The organism is Saccharomonospora halophila 8 (assembly GCF_000383775.1).
GTDB lineage: Bacteria > Actinomycetota > Actinomycetes > Mycobacteriales > Pseudonocardiaceae > Saccharomonospora > Saccharomonospora halophila.
Map to the genome: position 1 here is coordinate 36003 of NZ_KB912564.1, position 24980 is coordinate 60982.

Annotated in this window: 23 protein-coding genes and 2 pseudogenes; 12 read left to right on the forward strand and 13 right to left on the reverse strand. The window is 69.4% G+C overall.

From position 1 onward, the window contains the following. Positions 1-199 (reverse strand): annotated as a pseudogene (locus SACHA_RS25515) (PucR family transcriptional regulator); the annotation flags it as partial. 134 nt (positions 200-333) lie between these two features. Here SACHA_RS25515 and pruA point away from each other — a divergent pair. Both pruA and SACHA_RS0113950 read left to right on the forward strand, forming a co-directional pair. Beyond that, positions 334-1959 (forward strand): L-glutamate gamma-semialdehyde dehydrogenase, encoded by a 1626-nt coding sequence (gene pruA / locus SACHA_RS0113945; RefSeq protein ID WP_019810790.1) that lies wholly within the window; start codon positions 334-336, stop codon positions 1957-1959. Positions 1960-1970: 11 nt separating this feature from the next. Continuing rightward, a complete protein-coding gene (locus tag SACHA_RS0113950) occupies positions 1971-2897 on the forward strand; it encodes a proline dehydrogenase family protein (protein WP_019810792.1) in 927 nt (308 codons plus the stop codon). Positions 2898-3031: 134 nt separating this feature from the next. Here SACHA_RS0113950 and SACHA_RS0113955 read toward each other — a convergent pair whose 3' ends face one another. Beyond that, on the reverse strand, positions 3032-3712 hold the full coding sequence (locus tag SACHA_RS0113955; RefSeq protein WP_232211886.1) for a TetR/AcrR family transcriptional regulator: 681 nt from the start codon (positions 3710-3712) through the stop codon (positions 3032-3034). Here SACHA_RS0113955 and SACHA_RS0113960 point away from each other — a divergent pair. Next, positions 3678-4004, forward strand: coding sequence for a DMT family transporter (locus SACHA_RS0113960; RefSeq protein WP_019810796.1), 327 nt, complete (start codon positions 3678-3680; stop codon positions 4002-4004). The two genes, SACHA_RS0113955 and SACHA_RS0113960, sit on opposite strands and share 35 nt — an antisense overlap. A gap of 173 nt (positions 4005-4177) precedes the next feature. Here SACHA_RS0113960 and SACHA_RS0113965 read toward each other — a convergent pair whose 3' ends face one another. Together SACHA_RS0113965 and SACHA_RS0113970 are read right to left on the reverse strand one after the other, a co-directional pair. Then, positions 4178-5062 (reverse strand): helix-turn-helix transcriptional regulator, encoded by an 885-nt coding sequence (locus SACHA_RS0113965; protein WP_028663180.1) that lies wholly within the window; start codon positions 5060-5062, stop codon positions 4178-4180. Between the two features lie 58 nt (positions 5063-5120). Beyond that, positions 5121-6776, reverse strand: coding sequence for an AMP-binding protein (locus tag SACHA_RS0113970; protein ID WP_019810800.1), 1656 nt, complete (start codon positions 6774-6776; stop codon positions 5121-5123). Between the two features lie 341 nt (positions 6777-7117). Between SACHA_RS0113970 and SACHA_RS0113975 the strand changes: the two genes are divergently transcribed. After that, positions 7118-7987 (forward strand): LLM class F420-dependent oxidoreductase, encoded by an 870-nt coding sequence (locus SACHA_RS0113975; RefSeq protein WP_019810804.1) that lies wholly within the window; start codon positions 7118-7120, stop codon positions 7985-7987. A 117-nt stretch (positions 7988-8104) separates the two neighbouring features. Here the strand turns inward: SACHA_RS0113975 and SACHA_RS0113980 are convergent, their stop codons facing one another. Next, positions 8105-9169 carry an aldo/keto reductase gene (locus SACHA_RS0113980; RefSeq protein WP_019810806.1) on the reverse strand — a complete coding sequence of 355 codons (1065 nt, stop codon included), beginning with the start codon at positions 9167-9169 and terminating at the stop codon, positions 8105-8107. 117 nt (positions 9170-9286) lie between these two features. Between SACHA_RS0113980 and SACHA_RS0113985 the strand changes: the two genes are divergently transcribed. From SACHA_RS0113985 to SACHA_RS0114000, 4 genes are all read left to right on the forward strand, one after another. Continuing rightward, positions 9287-10117, forward strand: coding sequence for a helix-turn-helix transcriptional regulator (locus SACHA_RS0113985; protein ID WP_019810807.1), 831 nt, complete (start codon positions 9287-9289; stop codon positions 10115-10117). Between the two features lie 56 nt (positions 10118-10173). Next, positions 10174-10560 (forward strand): MerR family transcriptional regulator, encoded by a 387-nt coding sequence (locus SACHA_RS0113990; RefSeq protein ID WP_019810808.1) that lies wholly within the window; start codon positions 10174-10176, stop codon positions 10558-10560. A 108-nt stretch (positions 10561-10668) separates the two neighbouring features. Then, on the forward strand, positions 10669-11589 hold the full coding sequence (locus tag SACHA_RS0113995) for an NADP-dependent oxidoreductase (protein WP_051110238.1): 921 nt from the start codon (positions 10669-10671) through the stop codon (positions 11587-11589). A gap of 457 nt (positions 11590-12046) precedes the next feature. Then, positions 12047-13237: a glycoside hydrolase family 64 protein gene (locus SACHA_RS0114000; RefSeq protein WP_019810810.1), complete on the forward strand. Its 1191-nt coding sequence runs from the start codon at positions 12047-12049 to the stop codon at positions 13235-13237. A gap of 30 nt (positions 13238-13267) precedes the next feature. Here the strand turns inward: SACHA_RS0114000 and SACHA_RS0114005 are convergent, their stop codons facing one another. The 5 genes from SACHA_RS0114005 to SACHA_RS26200 all read right to left on the reverse strand — a co-directional run bounded on the left by SACHA_RS0114005 (position 13268) and on the right by SACHA_RS26200 (position 18484). Next, positions 13268-14077, reverse strand: coding sequence for a class I SAM-dependent methyltransferase (locus SACHA_RS0114005; RefSeq protein WP_019810811.1), 810 nt, complete (start codon positions 14075-14077; stop codon positions 13268-13270). Further along, complete coding sequence (locus SACHA_RS0114010; protein ID WP_019810812.1) at positions 14074-15666, reverse strand: radical SAM protein; 1593 nt, start codon at positions 15664-15666, stop codon at positions 14074-14076. Before SACHA_RS0114010 ends, SACHA_RS0114005 begins: the two co-directional genes overlap by 4 nt. 142 nt (positions 15667-15808) lie before the next feature. Next, positions 15809-17191: a dihydrolipoyl dehydrogenase family protein gene (locus SACHA_RS0114015; protein ID WP_332253628.1), complete on the reverse strand. Its 1383-nt coding sequence runs from the start codon at positions 17189-17191 to the stop codon at positions 15809-15811. Between the two features lie 240 nt (positions 17192-17431). Continuing rightward, positions 17432-18226 carry a class I SAM-dependent methyltransferase gene (locus SACHA_RS0114020; protein ID WP_019810814.1) on the reverse strand — a complete coding sequence of 265 codons (795 nt, stop codon included), beginning with the start codon at positions 18224-18226 and terminating at the stop codon, positions 17432-17434. Positions 18227-18253: 27 nt separating this feature from the next. Then, the gene (locus SACHA_RS26200) at positions 18254-18484 is read right to left on the reverse strand and encodes a helix-turn-helix domain-containing protein (protein WP_019810815.1); all 231 of its coding nucleotides are present in this window, start codon (positions 18482-18484) and stop codon (positions 18254-18256) included. Between the two features lie 576 nt (positions 18485-19060). On the opposite strand from SACHA_RS26200, the gene SACHA_RS0114030 reads away from it, so the two are divergent. Together SACHA_RS0114030 and SACHA_RS22175 are read left to right on the forward strand one after the other, a co-directional pair. After that, positions 19061-19948 carry an LLM class flavin-dependent oxidoreductase gene (locus SACHA_RS0114030; RefSeq protein WP_269634190.1) on the forward strand — a complete coding sequence of 296 codons (888 nt, stop codon included), beginning with the start codon at positions 19061-19063 and terminating at the stop codon, positions 19946-19948. 54 nt (positions 19949-20002) lie between these two features. Next, positions 20003-21361, forward strand: coding sequence for an FAD-binding oxidoreductase (locus tag SACHA_RS22175; RefSeq protein WP_157601699.1), 1359 nt, complete (start codon positions 20003-20005; stop codon positions 21359-21361). Positions 21362-21462: 101 nt separating this feature from the next. On the opposite strand, the gene SACHA_RS0114040 is transcribed toward SACHA_RS22175, so the two are convergent. Then, complete coding sequence (locus tag SACHA_RS0114040; protein ID WP_019810818.1) at positions 21463-22056, reverse strand: TetR/AcrR family transcriptional regulator; 594 nt, start codon at positions 22054-22056, stop codon at positions 21463-21465. A gap of 110 nt (positions 22057-22166) precedes the next feature. Between SACHA_RS0114040 and SACHA_RS0114045 the strand changes: the two genes are divergently transcribed. Beyond that, entirely contained in the window at positions 22167-23177 is a 1011-nt protein-coding gene (locus SACHA_RS0114045; protein ID WP_019810819.1) for an NADP-dependent oxidoreductase, read from the forward strand. A 60-nt stretch (positions 23178-23237) separates the two neighbouring features. Here the strand turns inward: SACHA_RS0114045 and SACHA_RS0114050 are convergent, their stop codons facing one another. Together SACHA_RS0114050 and SACHA_RS0114055 are read right to left on the reverse strand one after the other, a co-directional pair. Beyond that, positions 23238-23669, reverse strand: coding sequence for an Rrf2 family transcriptional regulator (locus SACHA_RS0114050; RefSeq protein ID WP_028663184.1), 432 nt, complete (start codon positions 23667-23669; stop codon positions 23238-23240). 203 nt (positions 23670-23872) lie between these two features. Further along, complete coding sequence (locus SACHA_RS0114055; RefSeq protein ID WP_028663185.1) at positions 23873-24511, reverse strand: TetR/AcrR family transcriptional regulator C-terminal domain-containing protein; 639 nt, start codon at positions 24509-24511, stop codon at positions 23873-23875. Positions 24512-24581: 70 nt separating this feature from the next. Between SACHA_RS0114055 and SACHA_RS25520 the strand changes: the two are divergent. After that, positions 24582-24980 (forward strand): annotated as a pseudogene (locus tag SACHA_RS25520) (hypothetical protein); the annotation flags it as partial.

Here is a 24980-nt window from a genome sequence, read left to right on the forward strand (position 1 = left end):
GCCGCGCCGCCTCCGCGCCGCGAGCGCCGACCAACAGCACCAGCGCGCCGGGGTGCCCGAGGGGCTCGTCGTCCGGGTCGACGATCGCGACCTCGTGCACGGGCCGATCGAGCCGGGTGCGTCCCGCGTGCACGTCCCACAGCGGTTCGCCGATCGCCGGCAGCAGCGTCCGCAGTGGCGCGCCCGGTGTGTCGTCCATTTCCGCACACCGCCGTTGTCGTTTCGAACAAAGCTGTCCGGAACACCTTAGCCGATCCACCAAAGCCCGCGTCCCGGGTGCGGGAATAGCGTCCAGCTCGACCGGTACCCCAGTTCCGCTCCCGAAGGACCAGCATGGACGCGATCACCACCACCCCACCGCCGCGCAACGAGCCCGTGCGCGACTACGCCCCCGGCAGCGCGGAACGCACCTCGCTCGCCGCGAAGCTCGACGAGCTGGCCGCGCGGTCCGTCGAGCTCACGCTGACCATCGGCGGGGAGCAGCGCCTCGGTGGGGGCGAGCCCGTCGACGTGGTCCAGCCGCACGACCACCGGCACGTGCTCGGCACCATGCGCAACGCGACCCGGGACGACGCGAAGGCCGCGATCGGGGCCGCGCACCGTGCGGCCGGGCCGTGGCGTTCGATGCCGTTCGACGAGCGTGCGGCCGTGCTGCTGCGGGCCGCCGACCTGCTCACCGGACCCTGGCGGGACACGATCAACGCCGCGACCATGCTCGGCCAGTCGAAGACCGTGCACCAGGCCGAGATCGAGGCGGCGTGCGAGCTCGCCGACTTCTGGCGGTTCAACGTGCACTACGCCCGAAAGCTGCACACCGAACAGCCGTGGAGCCCGGAGGGCAGCTGGAACCGGCTGGAGTACCGACCGCTCGAAGGGTTCGTCTACGCGATCACGCCGTTCAACTTCACCGCGATCGCCGGGAACCTGCCCACCGCACCGGCACTGCTCGGCAACACGGTGCTGTGGAAGCCCGCGCCGACCCAGACGTTGGCCGCGCAGCTCACCCTGCGACTGCTCGAGGAGGCCGGTCTGCCGCCGGGTGTGATCAATCTGGTCACCGGCGACGGGCGCGAGGTCTCCGAGGTCGCACTGGCCGATCCGTCGCTGGCCGGGGTGCACTTCACCGGCTCCACCGCGACGTTCGAACACCTGTGGTCGCGGGTCGGGGCGAACATCACCGGTTACCGGAGCTACCCGCGGCTGGTCGGTGAAACCGGGGGCAAGGACTTCGTCGTCGCGCACACCAGCGCGGACGTCGACGTGCTGCGCACCGCGCTGGTTCGGGGCGCCTACGAGTTCCAGGGGCAGAAATGCTCGGCGGCCTCCCGGGCGTTCCTCCCGCGTTCGGTGTGGCGGACCATGCGGGACGATCTCGCGTCCGAAGTGGGCTCGCTGGCGATGGGTGACGTGCGGGACTTCCGCAACTTCCTCGGCGCCGTGATCGACCGGCGCAGCTACGACCGGCTCGCCGGCGTGCTCGACGGGGTGCGGGACGAGACCTCCCTGGAGGTGCTCGCGGGCGGCACCGCCTCCGACGAGACCGGCTACTTCGTGCGTCCCACCCTGCTCGTCGGCGACGACCCCACCCACGAGGTGTTCACCACCGAGTACTTCGGTCCGCTGCTGGCGGTCCACGTCTACGACGACGGTGACTACGAGCGGGTACTGCGCCAGGTGGATCAGGGCACCGGCTACGGGCTGACCGGCGCGGTGATCGCGAACGACCGCGCGGCGATCAACACCGCCTCCGAACAACTGCGCTTCACCGCGGGCAACTTCTACGTCAACGACAAGCCGACCGGCGCGGTCGTGGGACAGCAACCGTTCGGCGGCGCACGCGGTTCCGGCACGAACGACAAAGCGGGTTCCCTGTTCAATCTGATGCGCTGGGTCAGCCCGCGCACCATCAAGGAGACCTTCGTTCCGGCCACGTCGTCGGGTTACCCGCACCAGCTCTGAGGGGGACGATCATGCTCCGTTCGGCGTTGCTCGCCGCGTCCCGGTCGGCGGCCTGCCGCACGCTGGCCGAGCGTGCCCCGATGGCGCGGCCGGTCGTGGACCGGTTCGTCGCGGGTCGGGACATCGACGGCGCGCTGGCCGCGGTGCACGGGCTCACCGCGAACCGCTACGCGTCCCTCGACCACCTCGGCGAGGACACCACCGACCGCGCGCGTGCCGAGGCCACCGTCGGCACCTACCGCACGCTGCTGTCGCGGCTGGAGACCGACGGTCTGGCCGACCGGGTCGAGGTGTCGGTGAAACTGTCCGCACTCGGGCAGGCGTTACCCGCGGACGGCGACACGATCGCGTTGGACAACGCGCGCGAGGTGTGCGCGGCCGCGGCGGCGGCCGGCACGACCGTCACCGTCGACATGGAGGACCACACCACCACCGACGCGACGCTGGCGACGGTGCTCGAGTTGCGGCGGGACTTCCCGTGGGTCGGTGCGGTGTTGCAGGCGTACCTGCACCGCACCGAGGCCGACTGCGTGGCCTTGTCCGGGCCGGGTTCGCGTGTGAGGCTGTGCAAGGGCGCCTACGACGAACCGGCCACCGTGGCCTACCGTGAAAGGTCCGAAGTGGATGCTTCATTCGTGCGGTGCCTGAAGGTGCTGCTGCACGGACAAGGGTATCCCATGATCGCCACCCACGACCCGGTGCTGCTCGACATCGCCGGTTCACTCGCCGGGCGTGCCGGGCGGGACGCGGACGACCACGAGTACCAGATGCTGTACGGGATCCGGCCGGTCACCCAGACCGCGATGGCCGCGCAGGGTCACCGGATGCGGGTCTACGTCCCGTACGGCGCCGAGTGGTACAGCTACTTCATGCGGCGGCTCGGCGAGCGTCCCGCGAACGTCGCGTTCTTCCTGCGGTCGTTCACGCGGAAACACTGACCGCGGCACGGCCGCGGGACACACCCCGGCGGTTCACCGACGGTGGCACACTGCTCTCCGCTGCCGCGTGCGGGTTGAGCACAAGGACGAGGCCGCCGAACCTTCGTGTGGCCGCACTGATCGGCCGGTGCTGGTCAGTCTTTCGCGACGACGGCGAGCGCGTCCGCAAGGTCGTTGATCACGCGCTCGCGGTGGGACCCCTCGGGATCGAGCGGCCGGTCCAACTGCAGTCCGGTGAACGTGGCGTCGAGCAGCGCCACCGCCCGCTCCGCGCGGGCACGCGTGCAGCCGGCGGCGGTCAGGTGGTCAACGAGGGTTTCCACCCAGCGCGAGTGGGCTTCGCGGAGCACCGACGCGTAGGGCTCACGTCCGAGCACTCCCAGGGCGGCGGCTTCGACCTGCATCCGGTGGCAATGGTCGAGCTCGTCCGACATGCTGACCCGCCACAGGTCCAGGACCGCCGTGCGCACACTCCTCGGCCGCGGGAGCGTCCGGACGGCCGCGATCGACCGGTCGTTGGAAATCCGGAGCACGGTGGCGACGAGGTCGTCCTTCCCCTCGAAGTGGTAGAGCAGCATCCGGTCGCTGGTGCCGATCGCTGCGGCGAGCGGCCGCAGGCTCAGGCCGATCAGACCGTGTTCGATCGCGTAGTCGGTCGCCAGCGCGGCCAGTTCCTCGCGTCGTGCGGTGCTGCGGGCCATGACGCCTCCTCGGTCGCGTTTGACCCGGATTGTAGCGAACGCTACGCTCGTGTAGCAGTTGCTACATAAGGAGCGTGCCATGTTCCAGGCCTGGGTCTTGTTGTTGTCGGCCATCGGCATCGAGATCGCCTCGACCGCATCGCTGCCACGCACCGAGAGTTTCCGCGAGCCGCTGTGGACCGGACTGGTACTGCTCGGCTACGCGCTGTCGTTCTGGCTGATGGCCATGGTCGTCCGGACCATCCCGGTTTCGGTGGCCTATGCGGTCTGGTCGGGCCTCGGCACCGTCGGCATCGTGGTCGTCGGCGTGTTGTTCCTCCAGGAACGTCTCGACCTGGCCAAGGTCGCAGGGATAGCCATGATCGTTGCTGGGGTCGCGGCCCTGAACCTGCACGAGGCGCATTGAGGCGCACTCGGCTCGACAGCGCCGTGGGACGACAACCGACGTGCCCTTCGGCGGCGTCAACCCATGGCCCGGCGTCCGAGTGCGGTGTCGACACACGGACGGTGCGACAGCGGCGGCCGGGCCGCACGCGAGGACGCCGCGGTGGGGACGGTGGTCGGTGCGTGCGGTTCAGATCAGATCAGCAGTCCGTGCCGCCGGGCCGCGGCGACGGCGTCGTGGCGGGTGTGGACGCCGAGTTTGCGGCAGGCGCTGCGCAGGTAGGCCTTGACGGTCTCGGAGCTCAGGCAGAGCCGGTGCGCCGCCTCGGCGTTGGTGCAGCCCAGGGCCACGTAGGAGAGCACGTCGACCTCCCGGGAGGACAGCCTTGGCGCCGGGTCCGGCCCCCGCGCTCCCACCGCGTGGGCGTCGCGTTCGACACGGGTGAAGCGCTCGCACGCGCGCCGGAGCCGGTCGCGGATCGCGGAGTCGTCGACGTCGTGGGCGATTCCCCGGAGTTCGGCGTGCAGGTCGCGCAGCTCGTCGAGCGTGACCGGAGGCGGGGCCTCGTCCCGGCGGGGACGGTGGGCGGCGTCGAGGAGCTGGATCCGGCGGTCGACCTCGTCGCGGACGGCCAGCTCGCCCGCGAGGCGCCGCGAGACCTCCGCCAGTGCGGCGGTCGCGCGATCTCCGAGCGGGTGGACGTCGCGGACGGCGGCGTAGAGCACCCCGCGCACGCCGCCGTGCACGGCCACCGGCGTCGCCACGATGGAACGGATTCCCTCACCCCGCACCGGATCGTCGTAGTCGTGGGTGATGGTGGTGGCGGGAACATAGTCGGTGACCGCGTGCGGTCGGCCGTGTTCGAGGACGACACCGCCGAGGCCGCGCCCCCGGGTCACCCGCAGTCCCCGGATCGCGTCGGTGCGGACACCCGCGAACTCGGTCAGCCGCAGCCCGTCGGCTCCCGCCCGGCCACCGAAGACCAGGGGAAGGCCGGTCTCGCGCCGCGCGAGGCGGACACCGTGCCGGAACGCGTCCCCGTCGTCCGGACGCATCGACCCTCGGTCCGGTGCGGGCATGGCCCCTCCCTCCGACGCCGGGCCCGACGAGTGAGCTGGGACACGGGGAGCATACGGCTCAGCCCTGCCGGTCGTCACCGGCGGCGGTGAGACCGAGCAGCTCGACGGCCCGTTCGCGCATCGCCACCTTGCGCACCTTGCCGGTGACGGTCATCGGGAACTCGTCCACCACGTGCACGTAGCGGGGGATCTTGTAGTGGGCGAGGCGCCCGGCGCAGAACTCGCGCAGCGCCTCCGCGGTCAGGGTGGGCGCCGTGTCCCGGAGCTGGACCCAGGCCATGAGTTCCTCGCCGTAGCGTTCGTCGGGCACGCCGATGACCTGCGCGTCGAGGATGTCCGGGTGGGTGTGCAGGAACTCCTCGATCTCGCGGGGGTAGACGTTCTCGCCGCCGCGGATGACCATGTCCTTGCTGCGCCCGGTGACGGCGACGTACCCCTCGTCGTCCATCACGGCGAGGTCCCCGGTGTGCATCCACCGCGCGGCGTCGAGGACCTCGGCGGTCTGCTCGGGCTGGTCCCAGTAGCCGAGCATGACCGAGTAGCCCCGCGTACACAACTCGCCCGTCCGGCCGCGGGGCACGGTCAACCCGGTCGCCGGGTCGACGATCTTGATCTCGAGATGCGGTCCGACCCGGCCGACGGTGGACACCCGCCGGTCGAGGGTGTCGTCCCGGCGGGTCTGCACGGACACCGGCGACGTCTCGGTCATGCCGTAGCAGATGCTCACCTCCGCCATGTGCATCCGGTCGATGACCTGCCGCATCACCTCGGCCGGGCACGGCGATCCGGCCATGATGCCGGTGCGCAGACCGGTGAGGTCGTAGTCGTCGAAGTCCGACAGGGCGAGTTCGGCGATGAACATCGTCGGCACCCCGTACAGCGACGTGCACCGTTCGGCCTCGACGGCGGCCAGCGTGGCCGCGGGGTCGAACGCGGGCGCCGGGATGACCGTGGCGGCGCCGTGGCTGGTGGCCGCGAGATTGCCCATCACCATGCCGAAACAGTGGTAGAAGGGCACGGGGAGGCAGATCCGGTCGGTCTCGTCGTAGCCGCACAGTTCACCGACGGAAAAACCGTTGTTGAGGATGTTGTGGTGCGACAGCGTCGCGCCCTTCGGGAATCCCGTGGTACCCGAGGTGTACTGGATGTTGATCGGGTCGTCGGCGGACAGGGTGGCCGCGATGTCGGCGAGGTGGGTCCGGTCGGCCGCGCGCCCCCGCCGCCGGAGATCGTCCCAGTCGTGGTCGCCGAGCAGCACGACGTCGGTGAGGTCGGGGCAGTCCGGCCGCACCTGCTCGATCATCGCCGCGTAGTCGGAGGTTCTGTGGCTCCGGGCGGCGATCAGCGTGCCGACTCCCGCCTGCCGGAGCACGTACTCCAGCTCGTGGACACGGTAGGCCGGGTTGATGGTGACCAGCACCGCGCCGATCCGTGCCGTCGCGTACTGCACGATCGTCCACTCCGCACAGTTGGGGGCCCAGATTCCCACCCGGTCGCCCTTGGCGACGCCGAGATCGGCGAGGCCGAGCGCGACCACGTCGACCTCGTCGGCGAACTCCCGGTAGGTCCAGCGCCGTCCGGTCGCCACGTCGACCACGGCCTCCCGCCCGCCGTGCGCGGCGACCGTGCGCGCGAGGTTGTCGCCGATCGTGTCGCCGAGCAACGGCACCGCCGACGGCCCGGACGCGTAACTCGGCAGCACGGGTGAGTCCACGCGGTGACCTCCACGCATTGACGTCGACGACCGCCCGTCGGGCCGCCCGAGGCGACCTGACGACCTCTCCGGTGAGCACACACCCGCCCCCGCGCCGTGCGCTACCCCCGCTCGGGGGTAGCTACCGCCGAAATCACGGCCGCGGCGCGGCCCCGCACCGAACCGGTTCGTCCCGGTGGTCCCGACCTGAGCGCTTCGGTGGACCGGTCGACCAGACCCCACTGACGGCTCGGTGGTGGGCGATCCCTTCTCCTCGGCCATCGGCGAGCGATTTCGCGTGCGGGAATGCGCTTTGGAAGGTTAGTGTCGTGGCAGAACTCTTAATCGTGTCAGGGAGCTTCATGGAACTGGGCATTCACGTGCCGGTTTTCGACATCGACGGCGGCACGGAGGCACTCGCGGGGGAACTGGCCGGAGTCGGCACCGCGGCGGAGGCCGCGGGCGCGACCTGGTTGTCGTTCATGGACCACTTCTTCCAGATCGAGCCGACCGGGCTCCCGGCGGAGTCGCCCATGCTGGAGGGCTACACCACGCTGGGTTTCCTGGCCGCACACACGTCCACGATCGAGCTGGGTCTGCTGGTCACGGGGGTCACCTACCGGCACCCGGGGGTGCTGGCGAAGATCGTCACCACGCTCGACGTCCTGTCCAGCGGCCGGGCGGCCCTGGGTATCGGCGCGGCATGGTTCGAGCGTGAGCACCACGGACTGGGCGTGCCGTTCCCACCGGTCGCCGAACGGTTCGAGCGGCTGGAGGAGACGCTCCGCATCTGCGAACAGATGTGGGATCCGGGCAACGACGGACCGTTCGAGGGCAAACACTACTCACTGACCGAGACGTTGTGTTCGCCGCAACCGCTGCACAAGCCGCGGGTGCTGATCGGCGGCGGCGGGGAACGCAAGACTCTGCGGCTGGTCGCGGCCTACGGCGACGCGTGCAACCTGTTCGGTTCCTCCCCCGCCGAGGTGGAACACAAGCTCGACGTGCTGCGGCGACACTGCGACGACCTCGGCCGCGACTACGACGCGATCCGCAAGACGATCCTCGCCCACAACCCGAACCCGGACAACCAGGACGAGTTCGTGCGCGAAATGGCGAAGTACGCTGAACTCGGGGTGCACGCGGTGATGGTCATGCCCACCACCGGGTCACCCGCGACCTGGATCGACGGACTGGCGCCGACGGTCCGTCGACTCTCCGAACTCGGGTAGACGCCGCCGGACGTCCCGCCGGGGCCCCGCACCACCCGGAGGAGCGCGGGGGCCCCGGCCGACCCGCTTCCGCGACCCGGACGGCCCCTGGGAGGAAACACCTCCCCGGTGCTCGGATCAGCGGCGGGTTTCGATCTTCAGGTCGCCTGTGGTCACCTGGCGGACGTGGTCACTGGCGAACCGGTCGTGCGGGTAGCCGAGGTCGATCGCGCTGACCTTGTCGAGGCGGGTCAGCTGCTCGTCGGTGAGGTCCACCTCCAAGGCACCCAGATTCCCCACCAGCTGATCCGGGGTGCGGGCGCCGAGGACGGGTGCTGTCACACCCGGGTTCCGCAGGGTCCAGGCCAGTGCGACCTGCGCGGGGGTGTGTTCCAACTCCGCGGCGACCTCCCGCACGACGTCGGCGATGGCGAGGGTGCGTTCAGTGACCATGCCCAAGCCGACATTGAAGCTCTTGCGGTTGCTCTCACCGGAGTCGGCGCTCGGCGCGGTCAGGTCGGCCCGGGTGTACTTGCCGGACAGCACGCCGCCCCCCAGTGGCGAGTACGGGGTCACCCCCAGCCCCATCGTCCGTGCCATCGGGATCAGGTCCCGTTCCCCGTCCCGGCTGAGCAGGCTGTACTCGATCTGCAGCGCGACCAGCGGCGACCAGCCGCGCAGATCGGCGATCGCCTGCATGCGCGAGATCTCCCAGGCCGGCACGTTGGACATCGCCACGTACAGGACCTTGCCCTGCCGAACCAGATCGTCCAGAGCGCGCAGGATTTCCTCGACCGGCGTCGTGAAGTCCCACACGTGCAGGTAGAGCAAATCGAGGTAGTCCGTGTCCAGCCGGCGCAGACTGGCCTCCACGGACGCGAACAGATTCTTGCGGTGAGCGCCCGCGGAATTCGGGTCACCGGCCCGGCGCAGCGTCGTGTATTTCGTCGCCAGCACCAGGCTCTCGCGGTGGCCGCGGGTGAATCGGCCCAGCATGCGCTCGGAACTGCCGTCGGTGTAGGTGTCGGCGGTGTCGAGGAAATTGCCGCCACGCTCCACGTAGGCGTCGAACAGCTTGCGCGCCTCGTCCTGCTCCACGCCCCAGCCCCACTCGGTGCCGAAGGTCGCCGTGCCCAGGGCCAGCGGCGAAACCCGCAGCCCGGAGCGCCCCAGCAGCCGGTAGGTGTCGAGGGTGAGCGACATCGTGACCTCCTGTGCTCGTGATCGTCGTCGAGCGCCAGCCTGCGCCCCCCCGCGAGCCGGGGGTAAGGGAGGGAACTTCCTGGGAATAGCGGTCCTACCCCGGCTGTTGGACCAGCTATGATCACCAGCCCCGTGGATGTGGCACAGGAGCTGGCCGCGTTCCTCCGGACCCGGCGCGAACGGCTGGATCCGCGGGATGTCGGCCTACCGTCGAGTCGGCAGGCCCGGCGGACCCCGGGTTTACGGCGCGAAGAGGTCGCCCATCTGGCCGGGATCAGCATCGACTACATCGTGCGGCTGGAACAGGCCCGCGGGCTGCGGCCCTCCGCGGACGTGGTCGAGGCGCTGGCCCGGGCGTTGCGCCTGGGCCCCGACGAACGCGCCTACCTCTTCGGTCTGGCCCGGCAGCGTCCCCGCGACACCGGCACGCTCGCCACCACCGCGGCACCGTCGCTGACCCGCCTGGTCACCGACCTGTCGCCGCTACCCGCCATGCTGATGAACCACCGCTCCGACATTTTGGCCTGGAACACCGAGATGGCGGGGCTGCTGCTGGATTTCGACACCCTGCCGCCGTCACAGCGCAACGGGATGTGGTTGTGCCTGAGGCATCCACCGACGCGTGCGCTCTATGTCGACCGTGAGCGCGTCGTGCGGGACGGGGTCGCCCACCTGCGCGCCGCGTGGGCCGCGTATCCGGAGGATCAGGCGTTGACCGACCTCATCGCCGACTTCCTGCGTGACGAGGACTTCGCCCGCATGTGGGCCGAGCGGGAAGTCAAGGTGAACGGCCGCGGGCACAAGGTGTTGCGGCATCCCGAGGTCGGTGTGGTCACAGTGCAGTTCGAAACGCTGACGCCACTTCAGGACCCCGACCAGCTCCTCACGATCTACCGTGCGGCGGACGAGGAGAGCCGGTCGGCACTGGATCGATTGTCCGCACGGTGATGTCGAACGTCCATTCGTGCGAAAGGCAATGCGAATCAACGTGCTACGGAGTCCTGATGCGGATCGGCGAACTCGCCAAGAGGACGGGGGCCAGCGTGCGGTCGCTGCGCTACTACGAACAGCAGGGCCTTCTCTGGAGTCATCGCAGCAACTCGGGACAACGGCATTACAGCGAGGACCAGGTCGCGCGGGTGGAGTTCCTCAAGCGCCTCTATGCTGCGGGCCTGTCCAGCCGCACCATCGTGGAACTCCTCCCGTGCACCGAGTCTCCGAGCATCGACAACGCGGAGGCGGCTTTCGCGCGGATGCTGCACGAGCGCGACCGGATCAGTGACCACATCGAGAATCTGATGCGAACCCGCGACGCCCTGGACACGCTCATCGAGGCCAATCAGGCCCACCGAGCCACGCTCGCGCAGAGCGCGAGGTCCACTGCGTCGTAGGTCACACCCGCTCGCCCCTGACGTCGATGTCAGGGATTAGCGTCGCGTTTGTCGATGTCGGACAGAGGGGTGCCGACACGTGAGATGTGGAGAGCGCTGGCGACGAATATGTCCCTGGGATACAGGTCTTTCGGTGGAGCCGAGGTTCAGGAGTATTTCGATCGACCGACCCCGGCGCCCGGCCCGACCGAGGTGCTCATCCGCGTCGCCTCGGCCGGGGTGAACCCACTCGATCACCTCCTGCGTTCCGGCCACGTGCCGGCCCTCAACAGCCACGTGCCGTTTCCGCAGGTGCTCGGGATGGAAGCGGCCGGAACCGTCCTCGCCGTGGGAACGGCCGTCGAAGGGCTCACAGTGGGTTACCGGGTCTTCGGATTCGCACTGACCGGTGCGGGCACCTACAGCACGACCACACTGTTACTCGCCGAAGCCACCGCACGCACCCCCGAGGGGCTGCCCGACACGTGGGCAGCGACCATCCCGGTCGCCAATACCACCGCACTCGACGCCCTCGATCAGCTCGCGCTGCCTGCGGGATCGGTACTGTTGCTCAACGGGGTGGGCGGTGGAGTCGGCCTGGCCACGGCCCAGCTCGCCCGCGACCGTGGGCTGACCGTCGTCGGAACCGGGAGCAGCGGCAAGCGGGAGCTCGCGACGGCGGCCGGGGTGACCTTCATCGACTACACCGCCGCTGACGTCGTCGGTCGCTTGCGCGCAGTGGCGCCTGACGGGTTCGACGGCGTCATCGACATGGTCGGAGGCGAATCCCTGCGCGCCGTGGTCCCCCTCGCGGTGAAGCCGGATGCGGTCCTCTCCGTCGGCGGCCCGTCCGTGGCCGACCTCGGAGGCGCACCGGTCGCGCGTCGCCTCGACCGGGCCACCCTCGGACGCGTCGCCGAACTCATGGCCGCCGGGCGCCTGGACCCGAACATCACGGGGGTCCACTCGCTGGAAACGGCCGGAGAGGCGTTGGCGCTCGTCGAATCGGGTCACGCGCTCGGCAAACTCGTCATCGACATGCAGCTCTGACCGCTCGCGCTCGACGACGGTCCGGTGGGAACCCGCGAACCCGACGATGCGGCTCCGCAGACCTACGAACGGACCCCCGCACGGCAAGTCCGGAGCGGCTTGCCGTCTCCTCGTGCCGTCGTCGCTGCCCCGACCTCGCGCGCCACCCGGAGCACGCGCTCGGGCTCGGGGCCGATCGGCGAGATCATCAGGTCGATCGTGCCGGCACCCACCGGGCTGCGTGGTCCAGACCGTGGCGCAACCGTTCCGGGCCGCGGCGGACACGTCGGGCGCAAACGGCGTCCCACTTCCCTGGATCCGAGACCCGCCCACCGAACTCGCCGATACACTCACCGAAATGCGGGAACGGAATTCCCCGAAACGACTTCCGATGGTACCGCCGCCGGTTCCAGGCCGGAAAACTCGGTGTCGACCACGCCCTTTCGAGACGACAACGAAGCTACCGGAGGGAACACCCATGGTCTCACGTCGACGGTTTCTCGCGATCTCGACCGCGGCGCTCAGCGCGCCGTTGTGGGGCACAGCGGTGGCCGCGCCGTTCACGGCGCCCGCGCCGCAGCACCTGCGTTTCCGGCTGGTCAACAACTCCCGTCGCACCGCCTACGCCTACATCACCGGCGAGGCGGATGCCGACGGTCGCGCGATGTTCCTCCGGCCGGACGGCAGCGTCTACCACCCGGCGGCGACCGGACCCGTACCGCAGCCGCTCGGAGAGGACCCCGCTATCCCGGTGCATGATTCGACGGAGGTCATGGTTCCCCGCATGTACGGCGCGCGGGTCTACTTCGTGACCGACGACAAGCTCGAATTCCTTGCCGTGCGAGCGGGCGACGGCAGCACGGCGGTCGTGCATCCGAACTTCGTCGCCGACACCGACCCCAACTTCGGCAAGAACTGGACCTTCGCCGAGTTCACGCTCAACTCCGTCCAACTGTATGCCAACATCAGCTACGTCGACTTCGTCGCCGCCCCGATCGGACTCCACCTCCGGCACGCCGGTGGGACCCAGGAGGTTCCCGGCCTGCCCAGCGGAGCGATCGACAACATCGCCTCGTCGCTTAGGGCCCAGGGCGGATCATGGCCGAACTGCGTGCAAGAGGCGAACGGCAACACGGTTCGCGTGCTCAACCCGAACCACCGCGCCGACGACTTCGCCGGCTACCTGCGCGACTACGTCGATGAGGTGTGGGCGAAGTACGCCGGGGAACCGCTGATCGTCGACTCGCAGCGCGACGACATCGGTATCCTCCGGGGTCGAGTCGAAGGCGGCGAGCTGGTGTTCGGTGCGGAACGATTCGCCAAGCCGACCACGGGTGACATCTGGGGCTGCAACAGCGGACCGTTCGCCAACAACCCGGCCACCGACAGCGAGGAACGGAAAGCGATCGTTCCCCGGCTCGCTGCCGCCTTCAACCGGACCACACTCTTGATCAACTCCGAGCAACCGCACGGTGAGGACCCGGCGACGTTCTACCGGCATCCGGTCACGAACCACTACGCCCGCGTCGTGCACGAGAACCTCCCGGACGGCAAGGGCTACGCGTTCGCCTACGACGACGTCAGCGCGAACGCGAACGAGGACCACAGCGGCAAGGTCAATCACGGCGACCCCGAGCTGCTGACCCTGACACTGGACAGCATCCGCTGACGCGTTCGTCGCAGTGGACGGCGCGGGTGCTCAGCGTGGCTTCTCCGCCGTGATGAGCGCGTAGCCGAGGGTGCCGTTGGCGGCGGCGTCGGCAGCGAGTCGGGTGTAGGTCAGGACCGCGTCGACATCGATCCCGGCGGCAGTGAGTCGGTCGGGGGTTGCCATGCGGAGCACCTTCAGCCGCGCTTCGATCATGTCGATCATCGACCGCAGCACCTCGTCGTGGTGCTGGGTGTGGCTGGTTCGGAGTCCGGCGGCTTCGAGGATCGCGAGGTAGTCGTCGAGCGGGCGGGCGTCGGCGATGCAGGCGACCCAACCCGCCAGCCCGGAGAGTTCGGCCGGGAGCCCGCGCGCGTGCACGGTGATGTCGGTGATGCCCACCCGTCCACCGGGGCGGAGCACCCGTGCGAATTCGGCCGCTGCAGTCGTCTTGTCGGGGAAGGTGCAGAACGCACATTCACAGACCACTGCGTCGAACTCTGCGTCGGGAAGTGGGATTCGTTCGGCGTCGCCGGTGTGGAAGCGCACAGTCTGCGCGAGCCCGGCACTCGCGGTGGTTTCCTGCGCGGTGGCCACGGTGGTCTCCTTGAGTTCCACTCCGTCAACCTGTACCTCGTATCGGGTGGCCAGCAGGCGTGCCGTGGCCCCCGGACCAGCGGCAACATCGACGACCTGCTGGCCGGCGCGCAGGTCGAGGGCGTCGGCGAGCCGCTCGGTGAGAGTCTGCCCACCGGGGTGGTAGGACTCGCCGAGCAGTAGTGCCACGGCATCGTTGCCGTAGGCTGCCGCGCAGCAGTTCTTGATCTCCGTCGAGTCGGCCGGTTTCTTCCCGGGGTTCACGGTTCCACCGCCTTGTTTCCCACGTTCGTCCGGTCCGGCGCCACGGCGGTCGTGTCGGTGTCGCCGTTCGTCGCGATCTTCGAGCCGTAGGGCGAGTCGGTCACGACGGCCTGGAGTTCGGTGGCGTTGGGCACGACGCCGGCGACGTCCACGCCGGATTGCTGCGCGCGGACTTGTTCGCGGTAGCCGACCGAGTTGTAGGCGCAGAACGGGATGATCCGGCCGTCGGGGGTGATTTCCTCGACGCAGCACTTCATCAGTTGTTTGACGTTGAGGGTGTAGGGGTCCTGGAAGTCCTGGACGACGATCATGAACGCCTTGTCCCCGAGGTCCCGGGCCGCCTCGGGAAGGTCGATGCCGCAGGCTTCGCATTCCAACTCGGCGGCGGTGGCCTGCAGGTTGGTGGTCGTGGTTTCGGTACCCATGAATGCTGAGGCGCTCCAGAGCTTCTCCAAGGCCTCGCGAACCGCGGGATCGGGCATGACGCGGTTGGTGACGTAGTCGAGGTGGTTCTCGATCGCGAGCAGGCGCGGGATCGGCACGACGTCGGTGCGTTCGCCCGTCCTGTCGACCAGCAAGTAGGTGATCGAGCGACAGGTGGGAAAGCAGCACGGCACGGGGAAGAAGTCACTGGTGCGCAGCCAGTCCGGGCATTGCTGGGCCGCCAGCTCGACCACGTCGGAGTTGGTCAGCCGGGCCAGCGGGTCGAACTCGACGTGCCTGCCGGAATGGGTCACGGGCTGGAACGCCACCGATCGCACGGCCGGGTGCTCGATGCCGAACCGGACGATGTCACCGACCTCGTGTTCGTTGAGACCGCGTTCGAGCGCAGCGACCAGAGTGACCGTCAGGCCCGCTGCGGCGCAGTTGTCGAGAGCTCGGCGCTTGCGCTCGCGGAGATCCCTGCCGCGGATCTCGCGGTGGGTGCGCTCGTCGAAGCCGTCGAACTGCAGGTAGATGTTGACCCGCCTACCTTGTCGATTTCGCTCGCCGAGTGCCTGCACGAACCGCTCATCGGTGGCCAGCCGGATGCCGTTGGTGTTGAGGTTGACCGCCTTGATCGGCCGGGCTTGGGCGAGGTCGATGAAGTCCAGGATGTGCTTGTGGATGGTCGGTTCTCCTCCGGAGAACATCACCACTTCCGGTTCGCCCTCGGCCTCGACGAGCACGTCGAGCATCCGCTCACATTGGTCGAGGGTGATGGAGTATCCGTCGGGCTGGTGGCCGGAGTCGGCGAAGCAGATCGGGCAGTCCAGGTTGCAGTTCGTGTTGACCTCGATGATTCCCAGGCAGGCGTGCTGCTTGTGCTCCGGGCACAACCCGCAGTCCGAGGGACAGCCGTCCGTGACCTCGGTCTGGAACGCCAGCGGGATGGTGCCGGGCTTGTTGAACCGGCCCGAGTTCGAATACGCCTGCGCGTCGCCGTAGACCAGGGCCTCGAACCACCCGTGTTCGCGACAGCGCTTGCGCAGGAAGACCTTGTCCTCGCGAATGTTGACCTGGGCGTCGACCACGACCTTGCACACCGGGCAGATGCTCTTGGTGTATTCGACGAACACCTCGTCACGGTCACGTTTGTACTGCGCCACGCTGTCTGCTCCGTTCCTGTCAGGTTGACCGCTCACCTGCACAGCTCAGCAGCATCCACTCGGTTGTGCAGCAGCACTGTCCGTGACCCGACAGTTCCACCATCCCGTCGTGAGCCGGCAGGCGACCCTCCAGGCTCGCTGCTCAGCCGGGTTTCCCGGCAGGTCGAGCGAGGCGTCCCCCGTAGCCGCCCACGAACTGGGCTGCCGCTTGTTGCAGGGCGATCGACCAGGTCGGATAGGCGTGCACGGCTTGGGCCAGGCGGCCGGTGAACATGCCGGTCCGCATGGCCAGCACGGGTTCGTGGATCATCTCCCCGGCGCGCTCGGCCACGATCGTGGCTCCCAGCAGGCGTCCGCCTCCGGCATGCCCGAGTAGTCGGCGCGGCCCGGCGAGGAGCTTGACGAACCCGCGCGTGTCGCCGGTCGTGATCGCCCGGTCGACCTCGCTCATGGGCAGGTGAGCCACCCGAGCCTCGGTGCCCGCGAGGTCGGACTCGGCAGCACCCACGACCGCGACCTCCGGGTCGGTGAACACCACGATCGGGGCATGCGAGGAGTCGAAGACCGGCCGGCGGTAGCGCCGTCTTGCGGTGATGGCGATGCGACCCATCGCGTAGGCGCCGTGGGTGTGCGGAAACAGACCGGTGACGTCTCCGGCGGCTGACACGCCTTCGGCGGTGGTGGCCATGTGCCGGTCGACGAGGACGAACCCCCGTTCGTCGGTCCGGACACCTGCCACATCGAGGCCGAGGCGAGCGGTGTCGGGTTCGCGACCGGTGGCGATCAACAGCCGATCGGCACGGACGGTCTCCCCGTTGTCGAGTTCGAGCAGGATCTTGCCGGCGCCGGTACGCGCCGTCCGTACCGAGGCGCCCGTGCGCAGCCGAACCCCGTCAGCCGACAAAGCTGCGGACAACACCGCGGACGCCTCGGGGTCCACCGTGGGAAGCAGCCGCTGCTGCGCCTCGATGATCGTGACGCCGACCCCGAGCCGGGCGAATGCTTGCGCCAGCTCGCACCCGACGGCGCCGCCCCCCAGCACCACGAGCGACCCGGGTGCCTCGGCGAGCCCGAAGATCGATTCGGTGGTCACGAACGGCACGGTGTCCAGCCCCGGTACCGGCGGGACCGCAGGCCGCGCGCCAGTCGCGAGGACGACGTGCCGGGCCCGTACTCGCCGCCCCTCCACGGCGATCGTGCGGGGCGCCACGAACGCCGCGTGGCCTCGGACCACCTCGATGCCCTGCCGGCGCAGCATCTCGTCGTCCTCGGTGGCTGCCACGCGCGTCACCGTCTCCTGGACGCGAAGCACCGATTCGGTGAACGAGGCCCCGGAGGCCGCCGCATGCAGCAAGGTCTTCGACGGCACGCAGCCGGTGAACGTGCAGTCTCCACCCGGCGGGCCGTCGGAGACCAGCAGCACGCTCAGTCCGGCTCGCCGTGCGCTGGTGGCGGCAGCCAGCCCGGCCGCGCCCGCGCCGATTACCACCACATCGCTGTCCCTCACCCGCACAGCCAACCGCACGGCGCCGGTTTCGGCACTCCGGTTGTCGTTTCGCTGACACTTCGTGGAACTTCGGGTTCAGCGCGGCTCGGTGCCGAACCGATGTTCGGCCACTCCGCGTGGTGGTTCCGCCCGGGCGGGCTCGCCGTCATCGCGCTGCTCGTCCGGCTCGCGTTACGCCGCCGCGGCCAGTGCAGCCCTCGCCGGGGTGCGGCGGTGGCGATGGCGTCTGCTCAGCGTGCTCGCCGTGTCCGTGACGACCTACCTCGTGCTGTATGCCGTGACGAACTGGCTGGGCACGCCGATCTGACGCCGCGCGACGACCCGACGCAGCGGCACCGGGAGACTCCGGCCGGGGCGAGCCCGGGAGCCCAGTGCGCGTTTCGCCGCCGCGACGCGATCCATGCTGATCCCGGGCACATACAAGCTGTCCACCAGCAGCGCGGCCGAGTCACTGGAATCGAGCGGAAACGGGAACGTCCGGTGCTCGGAGGAGACGACCGCGAACCCGTGTCGGCTCAGAACGTCGGCAAGGCCGTCACAGGCGCGCGGGTTGGGCCAGCGCTGGTTCGTGATCCCGAGAGCCCTCAGCACTCGCGCCCATTCGAGCCATCCTCGCGGGGAAGGCCTCAACCGGGCCGGAACGAGTGCGACGAGTACACCCCCGGGCCGCAGAATGCGTTCCGTCTCGGCCAACACTCGGGTCAGCGGTGTGACCACCTGCAACGCCATCGCCGCACACACCGCGTCAACAGCACCGTCACCGAACGGCAGCGCGTCGGCGCGTGCCAGAAGGACCGGTCGCCGGCCGGCCGCGACGGCCGCAGCCAACTCGCCGGCGCTGAGATCGACCCCGACCCACCGGTTCTCGGCCAGAGAATCCCGCGTCGGTGCGGAACCACAGGCGAGGTCCACGACCCAACCCGGCACATCGAAGAGTGGCTCGACCAGCCATCGGTACGGTGAGCCGCCCACCCGGCTCAGCACCCGCTCAGTGACACCCGGTTGGTGGCTGTGGAACACGGCCAGATAGCGCTGCCACTCCGCGTCGGTCATCTCCGCTCCAAGGCGCCAATTACCCGCTCAAGCGGGGTCGGCTTCGAGAATCCGGTACCACCGAGCACGGTCGACCAGCTGGATCGCGGCGTAGCGCACCGCGATCAGGCCCTGCCGCCCGAACTCCTTGAGCACCTTGTTCAGCGAGGGCCGCTGCACCCCGACCATGGCCGCCAGCGTGCGCTGCGGCAGCAAAACCTGGTCCGCAACGGCTTCGTCCAGGAATGTCGCGAGCGCGGTGAGATCGTCCGGACTCAATGGCGAGGACTCCCCGCGACCGACGCACCGTGCCACACGCGGCCTGCCGGATAGCCACCTCCGTGGCACCACCGGGACCGAACAGACGCACGGCACGGTCCAACGCCGCGGACGACACGCGGGAGAACGTCATCGGTCCATCATGTCATCACGCCGACCTTTTCGTCGGCTCCGGCGCGAGGGCGGGTTCGGACGGCGGCACGGTCAGCAACCGGCGGAAAGACGTGTTCGCCCGCCCCAGCGCCGGGAAGAAAGCATGCCGAAAGCACGAGGCTGGTCCGGACCGGCCCCTGAGGCCTTGCCGTCCGCCGATGTAACCGCTACTGTTACGACCAGAGGGGAGACTTCAGGGGGTGGAGTCCGACGTACTGCTGATTCAACCAATGAAGGAACACGTGTTCCGCGCAGAGAGGGACCGGGACGGCGCGCGGCGCGTACCACTCCGGTAAACGGGTCCGTGACCCTCGGAGTCCAGACCGTGCTTGCGGAACCACGGGCAGCGAATTAATCCGGCAAATCTTTCAGGAGGAACGCGTGGCTCTTTTCGGCATAGGGCTTGATTCAGGATTCAACGGAGTGGAAGAGAGTCCGGGCGATCCGGGGCAATTGCTCTCGAATGCGCGAATGGCGGATCACGCCGGACTGGACGTGGTCACGGTGACCGACCACCCGTACCACGGCGGGCAGTTGGACGCCTACGCCACGCTCGGATTCGTGCTCGGGGCGACGACCAACGTGGCCGGAGTGGTCACCGTGACCAACCTGCCATGCCGACCGGCGCCGACGCTGGCCAGAACCGTCAGTGGGCTGTCCGCCCTCTCCGGCGGCCGCATCAAGCTGGGAATCGGCGCGGGCGTCTTTTGGCACGACATCGTCAGGCTCGGGGTCGAGCCCCGCACACCGGCCGAAGCGGTGCGCATGCTCGCCGAGGGCATCACGCTGATCAAAGCACTCACCGGAGGTGGGGACCCGGTGACCTTTGACGGAGAGTTCTACCGGGTCGACAAGTTGGCGCCTGCTCAGGTGCCCACGCCGGCGATCTGGAGCGGATCCATGGGGCCCGCCTCGCTTGCGGTCACCGGTCGGCTCGCCGACGCCTGGATGCCGGCCGGCGCCCAGGATTGGCGTGGTGACCCGGTCGCGGAGAGCCGGGCGGTGATCGACAAGGCCGCGGTCGCGGCGGGCAGGGACCCTTCCGAGATCGCCACCGTCCACAACGTCTTCGGAACCATCACCGACACTCCGGTCACCGTCACTCGGGGTGTGGACAGCAACGGAGTCCCCTGGCTGAGCGGGACGGTCGAGCAATGGACCGAGGAACTGGTGGCCGCGATCGACGAGTACCGCGCGGGCGGTTTCGTGTTCTTCCCGGTTGCCGACTCCACCGACGAGCAGGAGACGGCTCGTTCCCGTTGGGCTCACGAGGTCGTACCCGCCGTGCGCGCGGCAACAAGCACTCAGTGACCCCGTGATCTTGCCGCGCACGCGCACACGAACGAAAGTCTGGGGAAAACGACGTTGTCGATCGATCCCGTCCGGGAGTTGACCCGTCAGCTCGCGGAGAGATGGGGAACCAGCCGAGTCCATCTGTACGGAGACCGGGAGTACGCTGACGCCTCACGATTGTGGAACGCGGCCGTGGCGGTGCGTCCCGCACTGGTCGTACGTCCCCGGAGCGGCGCAGAGGCCGCAACCGCGGTTACCCTGGCCCGCGGGGCCGGCGTCGGCCTTTCCGTACGTGGCGGTGGCCACGACTGGGCCGGCCGCGCGCTACGCGAGAAAGGACTCGTCCTCGACCTCGAACATCTGCGCGAGGTGCAGATCTCGGGCGACACGGCCCTGGTCGGCGGCGGAAGTCGTGCCGCCGACGTCGTGGTCGCTGCCGCGTCGCACGGCATGAACCTCGCGACCGGGACGGCCGGTGTCGTCGGCATGGCGGGCCTTTCCCTCGCCGGAGGGTACGGCCCGCTCACCGGAACGGCCGGCCTGGCGGCCGACAATCTCGTCGGCGCCGAGGTCGTTCTGGCGGACGGCAGCCTCGTCTCGACCGACGACGATCCCGAACTGCTGTGGGCGCTGCGCGGCGGAGGCGGGAATTTCGGCGTGGTCACCTCGATGCGCGTCCGTCTCCATCCCGACCGCGGCCTCGTCGGCGGCACGCTCGTCTTTCCCTGGAACGAGGCGCAGACCGTACTCACCCGCTACGCGGAACTGATCGACGGCGCACCTGACGGACTGAACGTCCTGATCGAGATGACCTGGATGCCCGACCTCGGGCCCTGCATCCTCGCCGTGCCCACCTGGTCGGGACCGCCACAGGAAGCGAGCACCGCGCTCGCCGCCGTGGAACGGCTGGGTACGCCGGTGGTCAATACCCTCGCCCCGACCTTCCAGAAGGATCTGCTCGCGCAGTTCGATCAGCACGTCCCCACCGGAATGCACTGGGACATCCGTACCCGTACCGTCGCCGCTCTCACTCCCGAACTCGTCGGGCTGCTCTCCGCCCGGATCGAGGCGCGCCCGGGGCCGGGAGCGGGAATCGGGCTGCGCCCGCTCCACGGGGCTGCCGCACGTGTCGGCGCCGATGACACCGCCTTCGGCCGGCGCGACCGCCACGTCGTACTCGAGATCTCCGCCGGCCGCGGGCCGGACGAGGACCCGGAGCCGTACCGGAGGTGGGCCGACAGCGTGAGTGCCGACGTGGCACCCCACGCCCTCCCCGGCGGCTACCCGAACTTCCTCGCCCCGGGGCAGCACGAGCAGATCGCCCACGCGTACGGGACCCACACGGCCCGGCTCCTGGCCGCCAAGGACGCCTATGATCCGGAACGCGTCTTCACCGCCACCCCACTTCCCTTGCCCGACGTGCCCACGTAGCTCCGGACCCGTGTTCTTCCCGCGCGGCCTGCGAAGGCGAGGCGCGTGCTCGTTGAACGAGAGCACTCGGCCTCTCGGCGAGACCGGGTCGCGCGACGAGTTCAGCTGCGGGCCCGAGGGCGGCGGTCTCGCCCGGGACGGCTGCTCCCTCCACTCGTGACGATCGCGCTCACGACGACGTCGAAGAGGTGATCGGCGCGTTGCGCGGACGCGGGTTGGTCGCCGAGCCATGCGAGCGCCCCGGCCAGCGCGAATACGTCGGTGCCGTCGATGTCGGTTCGCGCGGCACCCTCGGCCTGAGCACGGGCGAGGAGCCGTGTGCCGGCGCCGCGCATCGCGACGCACGAAGCGTGCAGGGCGGACTGCGGGTCCTCGATGGCGGCCATCATCGTCTCCGTGACACCGCGGTAGTCGTGCGCGCATCCGACGAAATCGCGCAGCCACGACACCAGGGCGTCCCCGGGCGAGCTCGACGTCTCGAGTTCGGCCGCCTCCTCCGCCAGCTCATCGAAGCGCGTGCGGAGCAAGGCGTCGAGCAGCGCCTCGCGCGTCGGGAAATGCCGGAGCACCGTAGCGAGCCCCACACCGGCTCTGCGTGCGATGTCCCGCAGCGAGGCGTCGACTCCTTCCTCTGTGATGACGGCTCCGGCGACCGCGAGCAGGCGGTCACGATTCTTCCTGGCGTCGGCGCGCATCCGCTCCCCTTGACCATCCGGATCAGTGGTACGGATATCCGGATCGGTGGTACGCTTATATGGACCACTGATCCGGACAGCATATCCCGTGTAGCGGGTAGGAGAGAACGATGCCGACACGCACGATGAGGGCGATCAGGCTGCACGAGCACGGCGGCCCCGAGGTTCTGCGCTACGACGAGGTTCCGCTCCCCGAGCCCGATCCGGGTGAGGTGCTTGTTCGCGTTCACGCGATCGGCGTCAATCCTCCGGACTGGTACCTGCGCGACGGACTGACCGATCTCCCTCCGGAGACGAGGCCGAAGTTCGATCTGCCCGTGATCCCGGGGACAGACGTGTCGGGCGTCGTCGAGGCCGTCGCCGCCGACGTCGACGACCTCGCCCCGGGCGACGAGGTCTTCGGCCTCCTGCGCTTCCCCAGCTTCGACGGCAGCGCTTACGCCGAGTACGTGGCCGCACCGGCGTCCGATCTCGCCCGCAAACCCGCACACCTCGACCATGTGCACGCCGCCGCGGCTCCCATGGCCGGGCTGACGGCGTGGCAGTTCCTGATTCAGCTCGGGCACGATCACCCGTCACCCTTCCAACCGGCCCAGCATCGTCCGAGGACACTCGACGGCGACACGACGGTGCTCATCAACGGCGCCGCCGGAGGCGTGGGCCACCTCGCACTACAGCTGGCGAAGCGGAACGGGGCACGGGTCATCGCGGTGGCATCGGGCACCCACGGATCGTTCCTGCGCGAACTCGGCGCCGACCGGTTCATCGACTACACCAGGAACCGTCCCGAGGACCACGTGCACGACGTCGACCTCGTGCTCGACGCGGTCGGCGGCCGTGACAGCAGGCGCTTGCTGCGCACACTCAAGCGCGGCGGCGCCCTGTATCCGGTGTTCTTCGGCGAATACGACGACGAGGAGATCGCAAGACTGGGGGTCACGGTCTCGGGCACCCAGGTCCGCTCGAACGGCACACAGCTTGCCGAGTTGGGACGCCTGCTCGACACGGGCGCGGTTCGCGTCGCGATCGACAGCACGTTCGCGCTCGCCGACACCCGGGCAGCGCACGAACGGGCCGCCCGGGGGCACCTCCAAGGCAAGATCGTACTCACGGTCGCCTAGGAACGGTCCGGGAAAGGCATGGCGCCGTGCTTGCACCGATGTCCGGGCGACGGTCCGCGGTCAGGCGGCTTTCCGGACGTCCCGCAGCACGTCCTCCAGCGTGGTCTTGTCCAGTTCCCTGCGCAGGGCGGCCTCGACCTCCTCGTACACGGCGGTCATCACCGGTCCGATGCCGTGGCCCACGACGCACCCGGGGTCCGGTGTCGCGGGATGCAGGGCGAAGACCGGTCCCGGTTCGATCGCCTGGTAGACGTCGAGCAGGGTGATCGCCGCCAGGTCCCGCGCGAGGGTCCAGCCCGCCCCCGCGCCCCGCCGTGAATCGACCAGGCCGGCTTTACGCAGCTCGGCCAGCAGGCGGCGGATCACCACCGGATTGGTGTTGACGCTCGTCGCGATCTGTTCGGAGGTGGCGACCGCATGGCCACGCCGCTGGTACAGCCCGATCCAGGTCAGAGCGTGCGCCGCGATGGTCAGTCTGCTGTTGGCACTCACGTCGGGCTCCACCTCCCTGACGCCCCGGCCCTGGTCGTAACAATAGTCGTTACCACCACAGGCGGCAAGCAGAACCCGTGCTGAACCCGTCTCCGGGCCGGGCCACGCCGAGCTGCGTGACCGCGGCCGTTGTCGACCTCGACCGCCCTGGCCTGGTGGCCTGACCGCGAACCCCGAACCCTGTGTCTCTCCGCACCGGGCCGTCAGCGGCGGAGGTCGGCCGCGAGCCCGTCGAGAACGACGCCGAGCTGCCGTTCGAACCTGCGGTCACCGTCGTCGCGGAGGTGCCCGGCGGCCTTGACCAGGTCGGCACCGTCACCCAGCCACGCGTCACGCTCGGTGAGCGAGTACCGGGCCGGTTCTGTGTCGGCCGACTGGCACCGCTCCTGCTCCTCGATGACGAAGCCGACCACGAACGCGGTGACCAGGTCGAGGGCGTCCTCCGCCGCGTCGAGCGCGAATCCGGCCGCCGTCAAGCGCGCGAGCCAGGGCTCTTTCGCCTTCACCACGTCCGGATCGGAGATCCGCGTGCCGCTGAAGAGGCGTGCCCCGTCCCGGTGGAGCAAGTACTCCGAGCGCAGCACGCGGGCGTAGGCGGCGACGTCGTCACGCCAGCTCGCCCCCGGAGGGATCCCGGAGAGCGCGTCGGTGACGCGGCGCATGACGAACGTGCCCATCTCGTCGAGGAGTTCCTGCTTGTTGCGGACGTGCCAGTACAGCGCGGGAGCTGCTACGTCGAGCCGGGAGGCGAGCGCGCGGACGGTGACACCGTCCATGCCCTTGTCGTTCAGCAGTTCGAGCGCCGCCGCCACGATGCGTTCCCGCGTGATGCCCTTCGCCACGGTTGACACTTTAACAAAGTTCAGTGAAGGTGGGAGCCACTCCGCATTGAACTTAGTTAAGGAGCCTGTCGTGCGTGCTGCAGTCGTCAACACCCCCGGAGCGGCCCCCGTCTGCGCGGACTTCCCGGACCCGGACCAGCGGCCGGACCGGCGGCCGCTGCGGCTCGTGGGCGCGGGCCTGCACCACGTCGTCCGCGCACTGGCCTCCGGCCACCACTACGGCAGCGACCAGGCCTACCCCCTGGTACCGGGTGTGGACGCCGTGGCCCGGACCGACGACGGGCAACTGGTCTACACCGGTCTCGCCGAATCGCCGTGGGGCACGATGGCCGAATGGCTGGCCACCCCGTTCGAGGTGGAGCTGCCCGCCGGGACCGATCCGCTGGCGGTCGCCGCCGGCATGAACGCCGCCATGTCGGGCTGGATGGCGCTGGCCGCCCGGCGCGAGGAGGTGGGCGAGCTGGGCACC